The organism is Roseburia intestinalis L1-82 (genome assembly GCF_900537995.1).
Taxonomy (GTDB): Bacteria; Bacillota; Clostridia; order Lachnospirales; family Lachnospiraceae; genus Roseburia; species Roseburia intestinalis.
The window spans coordinates 2651406-2669370 of sequence record NZ_LR027880.1; the positions used below are offsets into that span (position 1 = coordinate 2651406).

Sequence of the window (17965 nt, forward strand, 5' to 3'; positions counted from 1 at the left end):
CCTTAAACCATCCTCCTTACAAACTCCATATGTTTTTCTTTTAAATTCTGCTTATGGGAGCGGGCAATCAGAAGTCTTTCTTCATTGTCCATCACTACTTCATCTCCATCAATCGCCCTGATATGCCCAAGATTGATGATATATGATACATGAATATGGGCAAAGACCTTATCATCAAGCTGTTTCCATATTTCTTCAGTTGTCATATTTGCCTTGAAATTTTCTGAAATCGTATGTATCACTGCATGACGACCTTTCTTCTCAAAATACACAATATCATCGCAGCTAATACGAAACTGATTTTTTCGGAACTGAAAGACAAAGTCACGCTTTATCATATGAAGATACTGCATGGCTTTTAAAAGAACGGACTCCAGCTTTTCCACTGTAATCGGTTTAGAAATATAGTCAAAGGTAATAACCTCAAAAACATCCATAACATACTGCGTATATCCAGTCAGGAATACAAACAATGCTTTGGCATCTATTTTCCGGATTTCTTTTGCAAGCTGCAAACCATTCATCTCCGGCATTTCAATGTCAAATATATACAGATGATACATTTCTCCATAATCTATAACATGCTTCAGCAACTCCTTCGCTGTAAAATACACTTCATAAGAAAACTGGTACTGTGCTAACTTATCAAAAGCACTTTCCAGCATTTCTACATCTGTTCTGCTGTCATCACAGACCGCAATATTAAGCATAACACTTCCTCCTTTTCGAGCTTGGAAGCAGGAAGCACTTCAATTTATCTAATCAACTTAGATAAATACGCCAGCACACGGTCAAAAAAATCATTTCTCTGCTCTTTTGTGCTGTTCGCAACATAGTAATCCAAATTAAAATCTTTTATGTTGCTGCTCTCGCCTGTTATAAGATATGTAGGATCAATTCCATATTTATGATAGAGTGTCAATACTTTATCTACAGATATTCCAGTTACACCTGCTTCAAGTTTTCGATAATGTTCTACTGTAACACCCAATACATCCGCAATTTCTGACTTTTCAAGGTTCATATTCAGTCTTGCCTCTCTTAGTCTCTTTCCTATCTGTATATTGGCATCTTTTCTTCCTGTGTCCAAGATTTTGCACCTCTTTTCCATGTTAATCATATCAATGGGACTTTGATTCTCATAGTCCAGAAAACAACCCAATGCACATCATTTTATGCTCGTGAGTAGGTTAATTTGTGCTTTTATTAAAAAAACGAATGGCACACCTGATGCCATTCGTCTTTATCTGCTTTATATTCTGTTGTAAATTCTATTAGCGGACAGCTTTTGGCTATTTATCATATCCATCACTGCATTTCTTTTACTCTGACATCCACTGTATTTTTAAAATTTTCAATCTGATGTGAATACTGTTCATTCATAAGTGTGGAATGAATCATAAAATCCGCTGTCGCAATATTATTTGCAATCGGTATATCATACACCTGTGCAATTCTAAGAAGTGCCTTAACATCTGGATCATGTGGCTGTGCTGCCAGTGGATCGGAGAAGAAAATAACCATGTCGATATTTCCCTCTACAATTTTTGCCCCTATCTGCTGATCTCCACCTAATGGACCACTGTTATATCCTTTTATCTTTAATCCTACATGATCTGCTATCATTCTCGCAGTCGTTCCGGTTCCTGACAGATTATGTTGCTGTAAAATTTCTTTATTGTCCATACACCATTTCAACATATCCTGTTTTTTCCCATCATGAGCAATCAAAGCTATGTTTTTTTGTTTTTCAATCGTCATTGTAAGATATTTAATCATCTGCGTACCCCCAAGCTGCCGTTTCTATTATTGTGTTCCATCCTTTTTCTGTACTCTCTTGGTGTAATCTTGTATCTATCCTTAAAAACACGGTTAAAAGTTCTTTGACTTTCAAACCCACAATCAAGACATATATTTGTAATGGAATCCATTGTGTTTTCCAGTGCCGCAACTGCATAATTTAACCGGACTCCATTCACATATTTACTAAAATTACAGTGAAATGTTTTTGCAAACATTCTTGATAACACATATTTGCTTACACACAAATCGTATGCCATTTTTTCAAGACTGATTTTCTCTCTAAAATTTTTAGCTACATATTCTACCGCATTATAAATCAGGTCATCACTCCCTACTGTGCTTTTATCAACCATTGGCATTTCTGCGAAAACATGGGCAAGAATCATCTGTACATAAGCCTGTATCAGCATGGGATTCCCCTCTGTTATTCCTGCCAGATATTTTATGGCATTTACTACATCAGGATGCACTTGCTCTTTTTTTACAACCGGGTTCTTCGGGCTGTATATCTGCAACTCTTTATAATAGGAAGGAAACAGTGTCGGATCAAGATACAGGTATATTACCTTGTTTTCTTTTTTCCCAAATACTTGATAATGATGTATTACGTTTGGAAACACGATTGCAAAATCACCCTCATCCATGTGATACAATTCTTGTCCAACTCCAAGTTCAATATCCCCATCCGTTACATACACTACCTCTATTGCTTCATGTAAATGTGGTGGAAAATGCACTGTTTTCTTCCACTCTACCACTATTCCATCAGTTCTGTTCTCATATACCAATAACACTTGCAAGCAACTCCTCAAACAAACTTAGCGGATAATGAAGGAATAGTGAATGTCTTTTTCTGCACTAATCCGATAATCATCTTCCACATCACTTCCCCAGCTATCAATTCCACCGACTCCTCTTACTGCACCATAGACACAAAGGACTGTTCTTCTTGCTGGTGGCAGTTCCTCATGGTGTGTTGCGTTTTCAATCTCTGATGCTGTATAAGGCAGGCACGAAAAAGCAAATGCCTTGTCGTTTTCTTCTATTCTTAATGTCTGTGGTGAACTATCCGTTCTGCTATTATCAAGACTTGTATGTCTTGTAATCTCCAGCCACTCTGTATCCATTCTCATACCACATTCCTGTGGAACCAGATATGGTGTCAGGCTCAAATCTGATACCTCATAAATTCCTTTTTCTGCCCCTGCCTTTCTGTCCGGATAGGTTTCCCCCGATAATCCCTTGTACATATATTTATCTGCAAGTGTCGGCATAATAAACCTCATTCCGAATACCGGAAGTTCCGGCAGTCCCTTTACTCCTGTGTAATCCACATCCACCTTGATATTTCCAGTTACATCAATGGTATAAGATACAATGACTGTTGTTACTGGATTGCTGACAGTCTCATAAGTATATTTCACAATTATTTCCCCGGCAGCCACATCACCGCCATAGCTGTTATTGTCCGGAGCATACTGCTTTTGCAATTCACCATCCATAATAACTTCAGTTTTTTTACAGTCAATGAACATATCCGATGCGAGCCAGCTTCCACTTTTAATGTGAAACCTGCTGCCTCTGTCATTATCTGTTAATGCTCTCCAAAAAGTAGGCTTTGGACAACGATACAGCCATTCATAACCGTTTTTTACTATAGACTCCAAACCGCCCTGTGAATAAGAGAATATATAGTCAAACCCATCTCCATGTACACCAAGTGTATAATCTCCATATACAACTCTCAATTTATTCTTATCTGTATAAGCCATAGTAATACCTCACTTCCTGCATAGCTGGTTTTTCCTTACGGTCTGCAAATACAATTCCATTTCCTGAAAACTCATAATCAGAAGGCTTATCATCAAAGTCCCCGCCATAACGCAAAACTTCTTTTCCTGTCACTTCATCTTTCACGAGAAGTGCCTGATCAATGAAATCCCAGATAAATCCACCGTGGTACATCTCATACTTATCTATTAACTTCATATAAGTACCAAGTCCTCCCATCGAATTACCCATATCATGCATATACTCACACAAAAGATACGGTTTCTTTGGATTATTATTTAAATATTCCTCCACTTCATAAGGCTTTGCATACATCCTGCTCTCTACATCTGATATGGTTTCCTCATAATTACGGTCATAGAAAGAGCTTTCATAATGAACAAATCTGCCATCCTGCTTTTCCTTGAAGTAAGTATTCATTGCTTCTATGTCATCACCCGCATAAGATTCATTTCCTAAAGACCAGAAAAGAATTGCTGTATGGTTTTTAAAAGTTTCAAAATTACTCCTAGCCCTGTCAACAACAGCCTCCCGCCATTGCGGAATAGAACAAGGTACGCTGCACGATGGTTCAATCGCACCAAGTTTCTGGAATGTTCCATGACTTTCCATATTCGTTTCTGCCATTACATAAATACCAGCTTTATCACACAGGTAATACCACGGTATCTGATCCGGATAATGGCATGTGCGTACTGCATTGATATTATTTCTAATCATACAATCAATGTCTGCTGTCATTTCATCCATACTGATGCTTCTTCCTGTCTTTGCACTCCACTCATGACGGTTTACTCCGGTAATGACAAGACGTTTACCATTTAAATAGATTACCTTGTCAATCATTTCCAGTCTTCTGAAACCTATGTCATATGGAATTATCTCTAATATTTCTCCATCTTCGCCTCTAAGCTCTACATATGCGTGATACAGATATGGGCAGTAATTATCCCATGCCTTAACACTTCCAACCTCAGTATCTATCACTCCTACAAGACTTCCAGCTTTTTCCTCTAAGGTGATATTGTCCTCTGCCACCTGATTATTCTCTCTGTCTTTTAAAACCAAATGGGCAGATACTTTCTTTCCTTCTGGAGCAGATACTTTCATCTTTACCGATACCCTGCCGCTTATATTGTCCTTGTTTAGTGTTGGCTGAAACCATACATCTTCCAAATGCACCTCTGGCACTGCTTTTAAAGTTACATTTCTAAAAATTCCAAAAAATCGGAAAAAGTCCTGATCCTCCAAAAATGCTGCCGTACTCATTTTGTGAACCTGAACTGCCAGCACATTTCCTTTTTCTCTGATAAATGGTGTCAGATCAAATTCTGACGGTGTAAAACTATCCTCCGCATATCCTACAAACTGACCATTCAGCCACAGATACATCGCTTCTTCCACACCTTCAAAACAGATACGGATTTTCTTTTCACGCATTTGCTCACTCAAATCAAATCGTTTGATATAAGATCCGACAGGATTATACTCTGCCTCGGAAAACATTCCTGCCTCGTCCCCGGTACTCTCCATACTATACGCACCCCTGTGATATTCTTTTCCCTCCCACGGATACATCGTATTGATATAGCGTATTTTGTCATAGCCTGCCAGTTCGATATGCCCCGGAACCATAATCTTATCAAATGAAGATGCATCAAAATTTTCCTCATAGAAATTTTCCGGTCTGTCCATTACATTTTTGCTAAAAGCAAACTCCCATTGTCCATTTAATGACTGCATCAAAGGATTTTCTGATTTTTCCATATCTGCATAATCCATATAGTAACAATGGTCGCTGTGTGCGTCCAACTGGTTTACACGGAACACTTCCGGATTGTCTAACCATTTCATATCAGCGTTCATAATAATTCTCCTTTTTTTCTTATTTTCTATATAGCCCCTAAAGTCAAACTCCAGGGGCTATTTTCATTACTGATTCTGCATATTTTCTTTTAATTTCATATTTGCACTCTCTACATTAAGGAATGAAAGAATGACTGTAATAATAATGTCAAATATAAACGGAAGCCACAGATACATAAAATACATCATATTGATACAGCTATCCGGCTGAACCGCATTATCAAGGTTAATATATCCACTTATGTCAAGCAGCCAGCCTGAAAGTGCAACACCAATACCTCCACCGAGCTTTACACCTAATGAAGTACAGGAGAACATGGAACCGTCAATCCGCTTTCCACTCTTTAAATAAGTATGTTCTGAACACTGTGCAATTACTGCACTCATGTCTCCCTGCCACGGTCCTTCTCCGAGGGATGTAAGAACTGTAAATAACAGCATCAGCGGAACACTTCCCAGATAACCTGCCACTGCAACCATCAAACGGCATACTGTAGCAAGCATATAACTATACTTGTTTAACTTATACATTCCTTTCATTTTTGAAACCAGTGCAGGTGTAACGGCAAGTGCAATGATCAAAGGAATATTATTCGCCCATGAAAATACACCGAACAAATTCTTATTCAGCAATACATATGTCATAAAAAAGATTCCTACATTCACCATAGAAGCACGAAGCTGCTGAAGAATATAGATCACACAAATCATTGAAAAATATTTATTACTAAAGAGAAGTTTTATTGTCTGCTTAAAAGAAAGTTTGTCATCTTCCTCTCCTGCCACACTGTCATCTTTTAATTCTTCATCTGACAGCTCTTTTACCGAAAATACAGCAAGTGTATTGGTAATAATACCTATAATACAGTAAATAAATGCGATAGTTCTCCATGCGGCTGCACCGCCACCAAACATTTCTACTGCACCAACAGTAACAGACTGGATGACCAGATTCAATACTTTCCTCGATTCGCCCATCCGTCAAATCATAACTCATATCAAGAAAATCTAATATCTTTGCCTCTTGGACTGTCCCATCCAGAAGAATTATTTTTACTTTTCTGCTTATGTGCAAAATACTACATACAAAATCCAAATAATCTTTAGGAGTTATTCCTGTTTTTATAAATTCTTTGTGAACCGATTCTCTCCATTCGCTCGCTCCTTCACCTGAAAACGTGCTCCATACGCTTCGAACGACTGTAAGCACCTTAACTGCCCAATCAACATACTCTTTCCTATTCACATAATATATATGGGCATCATCAATCCCATCCTAGTTAGTAATTAGAATAGTATATACATTAGCGTCTTTTTCTGTTCACGTTTTTGGGGTATTACCAAATGGAAATAATTTAGTCAAAAAGATTGTGGTTAGATATTTGGTATCAAAAAACGTGATACAAAACAGGTGTTTAAAGCGATTGCACATCAACAAGGTGTTTCCGCATCAGAAGTAAAAGAACGTATTCAATCAACCATCTGCATTTACCACAAGCACGACTGCCGCAGAACGATTGCGGCGATTTCCGACGCACTGCCGGATATGGACGCAGCTATGCGTCCGCTGGCAGAGCAGACGATCCATAAACTGCAAAACATAACCGACGCAGCATTTGAGGAAGCGCAGTTCACCATGACGCTTTCAGACGCAGAGTAAAAGATGACGCGGGCGCGGCAGCCGATGATGACTGCTGCGCCCCGCGTTTTTTGTGCTAAGCTGTTTCCAATCGTAGGGATTGTTAAAAGTCAAGCCGCATCTTAGATAAGTTTGCCCAAACACCAATGATGTCAGAAGATGTAAAATAATAAAAATCAGAAGTTTCAGATTGTAGGTATCCCTTTTTTGTTGCAATACCAATGTAAACAAGTTCGTAATTCGTCCCATCTGAAAGATCAAACACGAATTTTATTGTACTACCGTCGTTAGTAGAATCTGAATTTGCATCTTTCACAGGCAGCTCAGAAAAAAACGTATATAGGTAGTCAATATCCGCTTCTTCTGTTAGCGTTTTTTCCTTGGTGTCTGCCTCTGAGTTAGAATAGTACGTTTCAATTTTCACAACATCTGATGCAGAAAAAGGAAAAACAATATATTCTTTCTTTCCACAACCAGAAATTCCAAATATAATTGCCATTGCGAGAAAAAATGTAAAGACTTTCTTCATACTTAACTTCCTTTTTTAATTTAATACAAACTGTGTACTTGAACCGACTAAACCACCGTCTAATGTGACGTGACTGTAACCAGACCATCCGTAATGGACAATTAGTTTAGTAACAAGCCCGCTTGTTGATGTTCCATAAGCGGTAACTGCATGAAATACTTTTCCACGACTTTGAACTTGCCCAGGAGAATCAGGAAAATATCCGAATACAATTACTGGACGGTTTCGACCAACTTCTGCAAAAATATCGAAATTTGTTACATAGTATGTTGAAGTTGCCGCAACTCCATACTCATTGCAATAGTCGATTAAGACATCTCGAATAGTTAATCCCCAAGAGGAATTCGATTTTCCATAAGAGAGTAACTTGTCTTGCAAAGTGTTTCCAGTAGTTTTTAAATTACCATTAGAATCAAGGAATGAACTGTCAATGACATTTCCCTTAACTTTATGCCAGTAATTCAAAATCAAACACGCTGCTGTATATCCACAGGTGTTATTCTCGTTTGCAGGATAAATTGCATTTTTGATATATTTGTAGTTTGGAATATACTTATTTGTTGCACGTGCTGAAAAATGAGATTGCAGTCTATTAACACTTGCCCTCGAATTTAGATTCGTTTGCATAAGGGCTAATACTTCTGTATCTTTCTGTGTACGAGAGTTTTGTAATGCCGTATCAAATGCAGATTGTAAAGAACGGCATTCAGCAAAAGACATATCGTATTCGTTATGAATTACTGTGTGAACAAATTTATCACCCGACAGTTGATAATAGTTAAGGGGTCCAAAGTAGTATAAGTTTTCTGAAAGTCCCAAATATGGAGAAGGCGAATCTAATGCTTCTTCCAAATACTTGCCTGATTGTGGGTCGAAAATCATATATCCTGTATCACCCACTTCGACAAGTTCAAAATGATTATCACTTAGATCCGACAGAATCTTTGTTGTCAGAGTAACATTTTGACCTGTTTCTGCAGCAATCTTAGCGTTATGAATGATTTGATGCTGATTCGCACTGACCAACCAATTATCTGCATTAGTCTCAGTTTCCATAGCAAAAGCGGTGGCACTTGTCGAAAGCAATAATAAAGAAGCAAGCAAAACACTTAATATCTTTTTCATTATAAGTCTCCTTTCACTTAATTATCTGAAAACATCCTGCTTTGTCTTTCCTAAATATGCGCATAGCAATATTTCATGTATAAACTATGCTCCTATCCTGCTGATTTTAAGTCGCAGCCTCCATAGTGGGCAGGAGAAATAAGCAGCCCCGCGCATAATCCTATGCAGAGTAGTAACCTGTGTCATCGCTTATTTCACCTCCTGTCGTGTCCTTTTACTCATATAACGGTCAAGATCAAAAAAAGGGACAAACTTTTTTGAAATTATTTTTGATTATTTTTGATTCATACCTTGTTAATGGGTTGCCACTTTCCTGCGCAACATTCTTGTGGTATAATTTGAAACAAGCAGACGCTGTAACGAATACCCATAATGTGCAAGAATAAATTTACTTGCTCACTTAGAATGGATGGCTGCAGGGCTATCCATGAGGAAACTTATATGATGATACTCCTATTTAGTGTTTTGAATGATGAACAACGTGCGCTGGTAGAGCGGATATTCCATGAGCATCATATCCACTTCCAGCGCATTTCGTTTAATATTGTGAAGTCAGAGGAAGCCGCAGAGGATGTCGTGTCCACTGCATTTATAAAAATCATGGACAACATCGAAAAAATTTCTGATTTACCCTGTCCCCAAATGACCGCTTTCTGCGTTACCATAGTGAAAAATGCTTCTATTGACGTACTACGTCAATTACAACAGAGTGTTCACATTGATTACTGGGACAATATTTCGGACGAGGACACGGACGATATTGAAGATGAATGTATTCACAATGCAGATGTACATAGGCTGACTGAGGTAATAGATCAGCTTAATCCCGATGATCGGCATTTTATCTATCTTCGCTATACGCTGGAAATGGGATATAGAGAGATTGGTGAATTGCTGAACATTTCGGAGGATGCCGCAAAAAAACGTGGGCAGCGGCTCGTCAAGAAGCTCCAAAAACTGTATGAGGAAAGGTGACGATATGGATATGAATTGGCAAACCATGCTGCATGAAGCAGCAAATGCCAGCTTTGAAAAGGATATAGAAGTTCGCTCTGCCGCCGATAATGACGCCTACTCCTGTGTAGATTTACCGAAAGCAAAGATCCGAGAATTAAGCGAAAAGATTCTGCACTTGCCGCATCAGGGAATTGTTCTATTATTTAGTAGATACTGCTTCCGGCTATCTCCCCAAGAAACTGAAAAGTTTTTCCAAATGAAAAATGCAAAGGGTCGCTTCCGCTTTTACCGTGAACTACTTTCTACAAGCATGGGGCTTAGCTCGGAGCAAGTGATTTCGGATGCTTCTCTCAATCGCGCCTGTAAAATTGCTATGAAAGACTATTTACGCACGGAGCTAAAAGAGGATGCTGCTGTAAGTAGTACCGGAAAGAGCCGAACGCATATTGTGTTCAGACGGTTCGGCAAAGCTGTTGCAGTCGCAGCAATTACCATAACCCTGTTGTTCTCAACGGCTATGGTAACTAATGCAAAGATCAGGGAAAAAGTGATTGCGTGGATAGTCGAGACATTTGAAAAATACAGTATCTTTGAACTGCAAAGCGACGGGGAAAACACAAAGCCCGATTTGCAGAGCTATAAGCCTACCTATCTTCCCGACGGGGCGGAATTGAAGAATACGGTTGAACAGCCGGAAATGCTTGCCTATGAATATGCCATCAACGAATCGAGTTATTTTAATATTCTTCTTAGTAAATCAGATACAAGGATTTACGCCGACGCAGAAAATACAGAAATTGAATCGTTTGACAAGGATGGTGTGATTGGCTACTACTTCAAGAAAGATGATTTGAATTATATTTGCTATGAGCGGGATGGCGATTTCTTTTCTATATATGGCTCTATTGATATGGACGAACTGATAAAAATTGCCGCTGGTATAACAACAGAATGATATACTCATCTTAGCTGAACAAATCAAAATTTCAGGAGGTATAATAAAATGTCAGACGTATATGAAAACTGTCCAGCTTTTGAAAATGATAAATTTCTACTGAGGTTTTCGCAACTTGATGATGCCGAGGATCTTGTAAGCGTGTATAGTGATAAAAATGCACTACCGTTTTTCAACAGCGATAATTGTCATGGAGATAATTTCTATTATCCAAATGAAGATCGAATGAGACAAGCTATTAAGTTTTGGCTTAGTTCCTATTCATCCAAATGGTTTGTCAGGTGGACAATTATTGACAAAGAAAAGCATGAAGCTATCGGCACGATTGAAGTGTTTCATCGTAGTGCAAACGACAACTTTAATCATGTGGGTGTTCTTAGACTTGATTTGAAAAGTGAATATGAAACTTCAGAAGAAATTTTTACAATTATGAATCTTATTGTACCACCTACATTTGATTTGTTTGAGTGCGAGGAAATAATTACAAAAGTTCCTGTTTATGCAGTTGAAAGAATTGAAGCAATGAAAAGAGTAGGATTTAAGAAGTCAACGAAGCTGTTGGTTGGGACAATGGACGGTTACGCTTATAAGGATTATTGGACAATTAACAGAGGAGTATATATCCCTCTGGATGATTTGGAAGCAAAAGAAAAGGCGTGACCGAAGTCGCGCCCAATCTTCCCCATTGCGGGAGCATTTGCAAATACTGTTTTATGGGAACACGAAAGCATTGTCCCTTTTTTCCTCCTTGTGCGTTATATGGGTGATACCAATAATGCACAAGGAGGATTTTATTTATGAAGAAAAAAGAAATTGTCACATTGGCACTAACTACCGCTCTACTGATGACCGCTCATGCCGTACCCGCATCGGCGGCATCAAATGCGCCTGAGAGTATGTCGCAAACAGGTTCGATACAAACCATTACTCCCCGATGGGAAAGCACCAATGTTGTTGTCCCGTCTATCTCAATCTCTGGCAAGCAGATTTCTGTGTCGGTATACATTTCACCAAAAAAATCGACGACATCATCCGTAGGTACCCTCTATCTGGAAAAGAAAGTTGGGAATGGTTGGACACCCGTCACCTCATGGTCGATTGATGGAACTGGATCGGTTAGCATTACCAAAACTTACACCGGCACAATGGGTATTACATACCGCACCAGAGTAGTTGTCACAACTGGGGTAGACAAGATTGATGCAACTTCTACCGAACGCACCGTCTAAAAAATTTAGAAAAAGATTGTCCCTTTTTCTGTGTCTGTCCGTTATACAAGTAAATCCACAAAACAGGAGGTGAAATAAGCGATGGCAACGGTAAATACTTTATGGGAGCATTTGTGTGGGTCTGCTTATTTCTCTTGCCCACTATGGAGGCTGCGACTTAAAATCAGCAGGACAAGCGCATAGCTTATATAGTCGATGTTTAGGTTATGCGCTGCCGATGGTTTTATCTACTAATTTTCCATGCTCTCAATGGGCATTGATACCAAACGAAAGGAGTTAATCTATGAAAAAAGCATTATGTGTCCTGTTATCCGTTGTTATGCTACTCTCCATGAGTGTTACCGCCTTTGCCGCAGATACAAAAGGAGCACCGTCGCAAACATTACCATCTTGGCTGCCTGATGATGCACCTGCGCCTGATCCAAACTCCGAGATTTCTATTGTTCACTTTTACATCAATGAGGATGGCGAAACTATTGTTTATGATCCAGAAACGGAAGTCATTCCTTATTCAACAGCATACGGTGATGCAGGAACAGCAGCCATTTATTGGGTTAACCGTTCACAAATTTATTGGGGCATTACTTCTTATACCAAAGGACTTATGACTTTTGCAGGAGATGTTACCACGAATCGTGGAGGATTTTACTTGCTTGGAGATATTGAGTTTGACGGAAGTGCTTCTGGCAACATCATGGGAGTAACAACAAAGCGTGGAACCAATACGGCAACACTCAGCGGTTTTATGATTGATGCTAAAGGAGTTTCTTTTACCGCACCTGATGTATCATCTTCTCTGACTTATTGATTATGTCTGTACTTATTATCGAGGAAAAGCCACCTCATTTTACAGATGTGGAGTTTGAATACAAAGGAATTGAATTTAAAGCACAAATCTGTCTGTTAGACACCGGAAAAGTGATGATTTCTTTTCGTGTACCCAAAAATGAATTAGAGCAAAACCTGTGTAAAGGTTTGCTTAATTCTCGTGGTACAAAATTGGATATAAAAATAAATCATTTACCAATGTGTGCAAACGTAGATACTTGCTCCTTTGCAATTCTCAAAGGCTCATCATTATTCTCCGATTTCAGCATTACTGTCGAGAACAATCTGATTCTCAGAGAGGATAGTATCTGACCTCAAATTTGTAATCTTCCCTCTGGCAGAAAAAGGCTACGCCCGTATCAGCAGTAATGCCGATACGGGCGTTTTTAAAAAGGTGAATTTTTATAATATTACTCATCATTTGAGCAAATAAAGCAAATCGCTATATCCCGACTTCATAAGTAATTGTTTGAAACCAGAAAGCACTTCTTCTTTTGTATAATTGTTGTTTTCCAAAAACTTATTATCTTTTTCACTAAGGTACTGATAAAAAAGAGCCACCTCTATTACCTCGTTATTGTTTGTATAGTCAATGCTATCTAAAAGTATGTTCTCTGCTTCGTTAATTTTTCCTAAATCAATCATATCAAGAAATTTTTTCCCGATACTTCATACTTGTTTTCTTTTTCAAGTTCAACAGAAACATACTCTTTCCCAAAGGCTAATGAAAATAATACTCTAACCATTTCTTTTATCATTCGCATGATGTAATCTTTCTCATCGGTAAAATTCATTTTTCCATCTCCTTAAATGCCATTCTAATTGTTTGGGACATATAAACTAACTGTATTGTAAATATAAGTCGACTTATAAAACTGAAATTTACGAAAATCTCTTTTGAATCTTATACAACCATATCCCAGCGACAACAGCTATAAATAATATAAACACAACCGCAATAGAAATGGCATAATCTTTCGGTAATACAACTGCAATTACTCCAGATAACAAAACACAAATTCCTATCAACAAAACAGGCTTTCCTAATGCTTTCGCATATCCATTTTTGTCATTTGTGGTTTCAAATACTTTACCATGAACAGAAGAGTAATTTCCTTTTAACAGAGAAATACTAAAAAATATGAGAAGAGCAGAACTAAACCACATCATTATACTAAAACCTATCATAATATATTCCTCCATCAATTATTTGTTTCGGGAATTCTTATTGTCTTAATTTAAATACCGAAACCATACCGCTAAGTGTTGTAGCCTGAGCTGTAAGTTCTTCACTCGTCGCTGATGTTTCCTGTGCCGCAGCCGAATTATTCTGAACAACTTCAGCAATTCTTTCTGCGGTTGCCTCTACCTGTTCCATACTGTCTGCCTGTTCAATGGAAATTTCTTTTATCTTTTTCGCACTGTCTGCAATCGCCTGTATGCCATCCACAACTTCTCTCAATGAAGTTGAGGCTTTCTCTGCATACATATTTCCATCTCCAACCTCATGAATAGCCGCTTCAATAAGTGCTTTTGAATCCACCGCTGATTTTGCACTCTGTTCTGCAAGGTTTCTGATCTGATCCGCAACAACAGCAAAACCTTTTCCGGCTTCTCCAGCTCTTGCTGCCTCAATCGAAGCATTTAATGAAAGAAGATTTGTCTGGCTTGCAATATCTTCAATCTGTGTGATAATTGCTCCTATCTTCTCAGAGGTTTCATTTATGCGTGACATAGCCTGCACTAATACTTCCATATCTCCACGACTGCCTTCTGCAATCTCCGCATACTTATAGGCTTCATCGTAAGCTGTTCCTAATTCTTCTGCTGTTGTTTTTATTCCGCTTGTAAGTTCATTGATAGTTGCCTGCATTTCCTCAACCGATGCCGCCTGATCCGTTGCGCCTTCTGCTAAAGACTGTGCCGCTTCTGCAAGGTTTGTGGAACCTGTAAGAACCTGCCCCGATGCATCATCTACCCCTCTTACAGTTGTATCAATCTCCTCATTCATTTTTCTTATGCCTGTCAGCAAATCGGTAAATGCTCCTGTATATACTTCCTCACACTCTGTATCAATCGCAAAATTACCTTCTGACATTTCATTTAACATTCTGCCAGAATCTTTAATTATAACTCTAATTCTGTCTGACATTGCAGATACACCAGATACAAGTTCCTTAATTTCATCCTCAGACTCAACCGTTGGAAGTGGAGAATCTATGTCACCCTCTGCAAATGTAATAAATCTGTCCTTTAATTCATTTAATGGTTTTTCAATGCTCTTTGATATTGCAACGGAAAGACTGTTTGAATAAATCGTTGATACTGCAATTACAATTATTATAATTGTCAATGCAGCTATCATAACCGTTCTCAACTGTGCACGTTTAGCGTTTCCAAGTGAAATATTCAAAGCCATAAGTTTCTGTAAAGCATCATCCAACGCCTGATACTTTGGTGCTGCTTCATCGGTCATCATCCGCTGAGCCTGTAATGATTTCGCAGTATCAGTCGTTGCACCGACCTCAATTACTTTTGCATCCACTTCCTTATACTCTGCCCATGCTTTATCAATAGCGTCCATGCAGGCAGTTCCCTCTTTTGTTATCATTGTTGGGCGTATTTTTTCCAAATATTCCTCAAACGATTTAACAGCCTGTTCATGCTGTTCTTTCATACTTTCAATGAGACTATCTGAATCATAACCTACAATACCTCTTGAGGCAGCCCTTACTTCCGCTGATTCATTCATTGCCATAGCAATGTCTCCCTGTGGATACGCATAATTATCCAGTATCGTTCCATAGTTGTTTATCGTATAAAGCATAATCACTACAACCAGTGCTGATAATATTCCAAAAATGAGAATAATCTGTCTGAAAGATTTTTTCAGTCGTGCACCAATCTTCATTTTGTTAAGTTTCTTAAACATTTGTCTTGTCTCCTTCCTAATGGATAAAATGGTTCTTTGTTGTCCCATCAATATGTATATACAAGTCAATATATGACCGTACATCAAGGTGGTTTCAATATAAAAGGCACATTTCAATTATGCACTAACGCATAACCAAAATGTGCCATATACAATCAGATCATGCCAAAAGAAAACAGACTTATCCTGTCTGTCTGTCTGTCTGTCTGTCTGTCTGTCTGTCTGTCTGTCTGTCTGTCTGTCTGTCTGTCTGTCTGTCTGTCTGTCTGTCTGTCTGTCTGTCTGTCTGTCTGTCTGTCTGTCTGTCTGTCTGTCTGTCTGTCTGTCTGTCTGTCTGTCTGTCTGTCTGTCTGTCTGTCTGTCTGTCTGTCTGTCTGTCTGTCTGTCTGTCTGTCTGTCGAGATTATATGTATCAGCCTGCATATATGCAACCCCTTTCTGTGTTTTTTCATATAAAATTTGTTACTTGCAAAATTTTATACATAACCACAGTCCATCTATCTTACTCAAAGGATAACTTATTCCTCGATAAATTACTCGCCATTTCTTGCATTTTTTTATATTTTCGCCATTTTTTGCCTGCTATTAAAACAAATAAAAAGGACGCAGGATTTTACTCAATGTCATTTAGATAAGGATTATACAAAGAACAGTGTATATAGAAATATGTACCCTGTTCTTTTTTTGTAAAATTATGTTAAGCACTTGACATGATAATCAAAATGTGCGGTCGCTCTAACTATCTTTTTTAAGATAGTTAGAGCGACCCTTGTAATTAAGAAAATATCTTGATTGCAAGGAGAATTACACGATGAATTATTCTACAGAGGTAAAACAAAAATTACTATCAATTATTACAAAAATGGATTCTTACTATTGGCTATTTACAAAGCATCCAAAAACGGACTTTTCCCGTAAAAAGAAATGGTCATTTGAAGAGGTTATGAAGTTCATGCTTACAATGGAAGGCAAAGCATTAAGAGATGAACTGTTGGAATATTTTGAATTTGATAATACTACACCATCAAATTCTTCATTCAATCAGCGTAGAGCACAGATATTGCCTGAAGCATTTGAATTTTTATTCCAAGAATTTACAAAGTCTTTTACGGATAATGTTACATATAATGGTCTTAGACTGATTGCATGTGATGGCTCGGATTTGTGCATTGCACACAATCCCCAAGATGAAACAACCTATTTTCAAACTCTTCCTGACAGAAAAGGGTACAACCTATTGCATTTAAATGCTTTTTATGATTTATGCAGCCGCCAATACACAGATGCAATTATCCAGCCTTCACGCTTGGCGAATGAAAGACGTGCAATGTGTGAAATGATTGACCGATACAATGATACATCAGCTATTTTTATCGCAGACAGGGGTTATGAGAATTATAATATATTTGCCCATGTGGAACACAAAGGAATGTATTATTTAATTCGTGTCAAAGATATAACAAGTAATGGTATAACTTCAAAACTTACAATGCTTCCAGAGAGTGGGGAATTTGATGAATGGGTTAATGTTACGCTTACTAAAAAGCAGACAAATGAAGTAAAAGCAAATCCCAAAAAATACAGAGTTATTGATAAGAAAACGCCTTTTGATTATCTTGATCTGCATTTTAATAATTTTTACGAAATGAAAATGAGAGTGATACGTTTTCCAATACCTCAAGGTTCTTATGAATGCATTATTACAAATCTGCCACAAGATAAATTTAATTCTGATGAAATCAAACGGTTATATGCAAAACGTTGGGGAATAGAAACCTCTTTTCGAGAATTGAAATATGCCTTAGGACTAACACGTTTTCATTCAAAGAAACCAGAATATATTATGCAGGAAATATGGTCAAGAATGACTCTGTATAATTTCTGTGAAATTATAGCAACTAATGTTGTTATAAATGAGAAAAAAGGCTGTAAACATACATATCAGCTCAACTATACCCGAGCAATTCGGATTTGCTGTTACTTTCTATCGATTAAAAAAGAAAAAGCTCCACCCGATGTAGAATATCTAATCGGACATGAGCTTCTTCCTATACGTCCTGGGAGAACAGACCCTCGCAAAGTCAAGCCCCAGTCGGCGATAAGCTTTCTATATAGAGCAGCTTAAACAAATATTAGTATATACCATTTTTAAGGCAGATGAAAGCATCTGTCTGTTTGTTGTGCAAATTTATTATGTTAAAAGTGTTATAAGATAGAAATACAGCAGATAAACAAAATGTTTATCCGCTGTATAAGAATTTCTGACTATAAAGCAATCCTTATCTAAATGACATTGGGATTTTACTCCCAC

Annotated in this window: 19 protein-coding genes and 3 pseudogenes; 8 read left to right on the plus strand and 14 right to left on the minus strand. The window is 38.0% G+C overall.

What is annotated here, in order from left to right:
• Nucleotides 1-2: 2 nt before the first annotated feature.
• The 8 genes and pseudogenes from RIL182_RS12555 to RIL182_RS22180 all read right to left on the minus strand — a co-directional run.
• Nucleotides 3-710, minus strand: coding sequence for a LytR/AlgR family response regulator transcription factor (locus RIL182_RS12555; protein WP_134523343.1), 708 nt, complete (start codon nt 708-710; stop codon nt 3-5).
• A 44-nt stretch (nt 711-754) separates the two neighbouring features.
• A complete protein-coding gene (locus RIL182_RS12560) occupies nt 755-1120 on the minus strand; it encodes a helix-turn-helix domain-containing protein (RefSeq protein ID WP_006859493.1) in 366 nt (121 codons plus the stop codon).
• Nucleotides 1121-1308: 188 nt separating this feature from the next.
• A complete protein-coding gene (locus RIL182_RS12565) occupies nt 1309-1779 on the minus strand; it encodes a methylglyoxal synthase (protein ID WP_005602859.1) in 471 nt (156 codons plus the stop codon).
• Nucleotides 1776-2597 (minus strand): AraC family transcriptional regulator, encoded by an 822-nt coding sequence (locus RIL182_RS12570; protein ID WP_006859543.1) that lies wholly within the window; start codon nt 2595-2597, stop codon nt 1776-1778. Before RIL182_RS12570 ends, RIL182_RS12565 begins: the two co-directional genes overlap by 4 nt.
• A gap of 24 nt (nt 2598-2621) precedes the next feature.
• Nucleotides 2622-3575 carry a beta-galactosidase small subunit gene (locus RIL182_RS12575; protein WP_005602861.1) on the minus strand — a complete coding sequence of 318 codons (954 nt, stop codon included), beginning with the start codon at nt 3573-3575 and terminating at the stop codon, nt 2622-2624.
• Nucleotides 3559-5460, minus strand: coding sequence for a glycoside hydrolase family 2 TIM barrel-domain containing protein (locus RIL182_RS12580; protein ID WP_006859544.1), 1902 nt, complete (start codon nt 5458-5460; stop codon nt 3559-3561). The genes RIL182_RS12575 and RIL182_RS12580 overlap by 17 nt, the downstream gene beginning before the upstream one ends.
• A 66-nt stretch (nt 5461-5526) precedes the next feature.
• Nucleotides 5527-6414, minus strand: a pseudogene (locus RIL182_RS12585) (MFS transporter); the annotation flags it as partial.
• Between the two features lie 19 nt (nt 6415-6433).
• Nucleotides 6434-6508, minus strand: a pseudogene (locus RIL182_RS22180) (MmcQ/YjbR family DNA-binding protein); the annotation flags it as partial.
• 363 nt (nt 6509-6871) lie between these two features.
• On the opposite strand from RIL182_RS22180, the gene RIL182_RS12595 reads away from it, so the two are divergent.
• Complete coding sequence (locus RIL182_RS12595; protein ID WP_005602875.1) at nt 6872-7120, plus strand: transposon-transfer assisting family protein; 249 nt, start codon at nt 6872-6874, stop codon at nt 7118-7120.
• 82 nt (nt 7121-7202) lie between these two features.
• Here the strand turns inward: RIL182_RS12595 and RIL182_RS12600 are convergent, their stop codons facing one another.
• The gene (locus RIL182_RS12600; protein WP_005602876.1) at nt 7203-7628 is read right to left on the minus strand and encodes an LptM family lipoprotein; all 426 of its coding nucleotides are present in this window, start codon (nt 7626-7628) and stop codon (nt 7203-7205) included.
• Between the two features lie 15 nt (nt 7629-7643).
• Nucleotides 7644-8753: a hypothetical protein gene (locus RIL182_RS12605; protein WP_005602877.1), complete on the minus strand. Its 1110-nt coding sequence runs from the start codon at nt 8751-8753 to the stop codon at nt 7644-7646.
• Nucleotides 8754-9218: 465 nt separating this feature from the next.
• On the opposite strand from RIL182_RS12605, the gene RIL182_RS12610 reads away from it, so the two are divergent.
• The 6 genes from RIL182_RS12610 to RIL182_RS12635 all read left to right on the plus strand — a co-directional run bounded on the left by RIL182_RS12610 (nt 9219) and on the right by RIL182_RS12635 (nt 13034).
• A complete protein-coding gene (locus tag RIL182_RS12610) occupies nt 9219-9728 on the plus strand; it encodes an RNA polymerase sigma factor (RefSeq protein ID WP_243128684.1) in 510 nt (169 codons plus the stop codon).
• Nucleotides 9729-9732: 4 nt separating this feature from the next.
• Nucleotides 9733-10665, plus strand: coding sequence for a DUF4367 domain-containing protein (locus tag RIL182_RS12615; protein WP_015561001.1), 933 nt, complete (start codon nt 9733-9735; stop codon nt 10663-10665).
• 48 nt (nt 10666-10713) lie between these two features.
• Nucleotides 10714-11325 (plus strand): GNAT family N-acetyltransferase, encoded by a 612-nt coding sequence (locus RIL182_RS12620; RefSeq protein WP_005602880.1) that lies wholly within the window; start codon nt 10714-10716, stop codon nt 11323-11325.
• Nucleotides 11326-11462: 137 nt separating this feature from the next.
• Nucleotides 11463-11894, plus strand: a complete 432-nt coding sequence (locus RIL182_RS12625; protein ID WP_005602881.1) for a hypothetical protein — start codon at nt 11463-11465, stop codon at nt 11892-11894.
• A gap of 283 nt (nt 11895-12177) precedes the next feature.
• Entirely contained in the window at nt 12178-12702 is a 525-nt protein-coding gene (locus tag RIL182_RS12630; RefSeq protein ID WP_005602883.1) for a hypothetical protein, read from the plus strand.
• A 47-nt stretch (nt 12703-12749) separates the two neighbouring features.
• Nucleotides 12750-13034: a hypothetical protein gene (locus RIL182_RS12635; protein ID WP_243128686.1), complete on the plus strand. Its 285-nt coding sequence runs from the start codon at nt 12750-12752 to the stop codon at nt 13032-13034.
• A gap of 105 nt (nt 13035-13139) precedes the next feature.
• Here the strand turns inward: RIL182_RS12635 and RIL182_RS22060 are convergent.
• The 4 genes and pseudogenes from RIL182_RS22060 to RIL182_RS21455 all read right to left on the minus strand — a co-directional run bounded on the left by RIL182_RS22060 (nt 13140) and on the right by RIL182_RS21455 (nt 16077).
• Nucleotides 13140-13516 (minus strand): annotated as a pseudogene (locus RIL182_RS22060) (DUF6483 family protein).
• Between the two features lie 88 nt (nt 13517-13604).
• A complete protein-coding gene (locus tag RIL182_RS12650; RefSeq protein WP_015568725.1) occupies nt 13605-13910 on the minus strand; it encodes a hypothetical protein in 306 nt (101 codons plus the stop codon).
• Nucleotides 13911-13947: 37 nt separating this feature from the next.
• Nucleotides 13948-15654 (minus strand): methyl-accepting chemotaxis protein, encoded by a 1707-nt coding sequence (locus RIL182_RS12655; protein WP_242655664.1) that lies wholly within the window; start codon nt 15652-15654, stop codon nt 13948-13950.
• Between the two features lie 117 nt (nt 15655-15771).
• On the minus strand, nt 15772-16077 hold the full coding sequence (locus RIL182_RS21455; protein WP_197730447.1) for a hypothetical protein: 306 nt from the start codon (nt 16075-16077) through the stop codon (nt 15772-15774).
• Nucleotides 16078-16465: 388 nt separating this feature from the next.
• Between RIL182_RS21455 and RIL182_RS12665 the strand changes: the two genes are divergently transcribed.
• Nucleotides 16466-17779 (plus strand): IS4 family transposase, encoded by a 1314-nt coding sequence (locus tag RIL182_RS12665; RefSeq protein WP_022111922.1) that lies wholly within the window; start codon nt 16466-16468, stop codon nt 17777-17779.
• Nucleotides 17780-17965 lie beyond the last annotated feature (186 nt).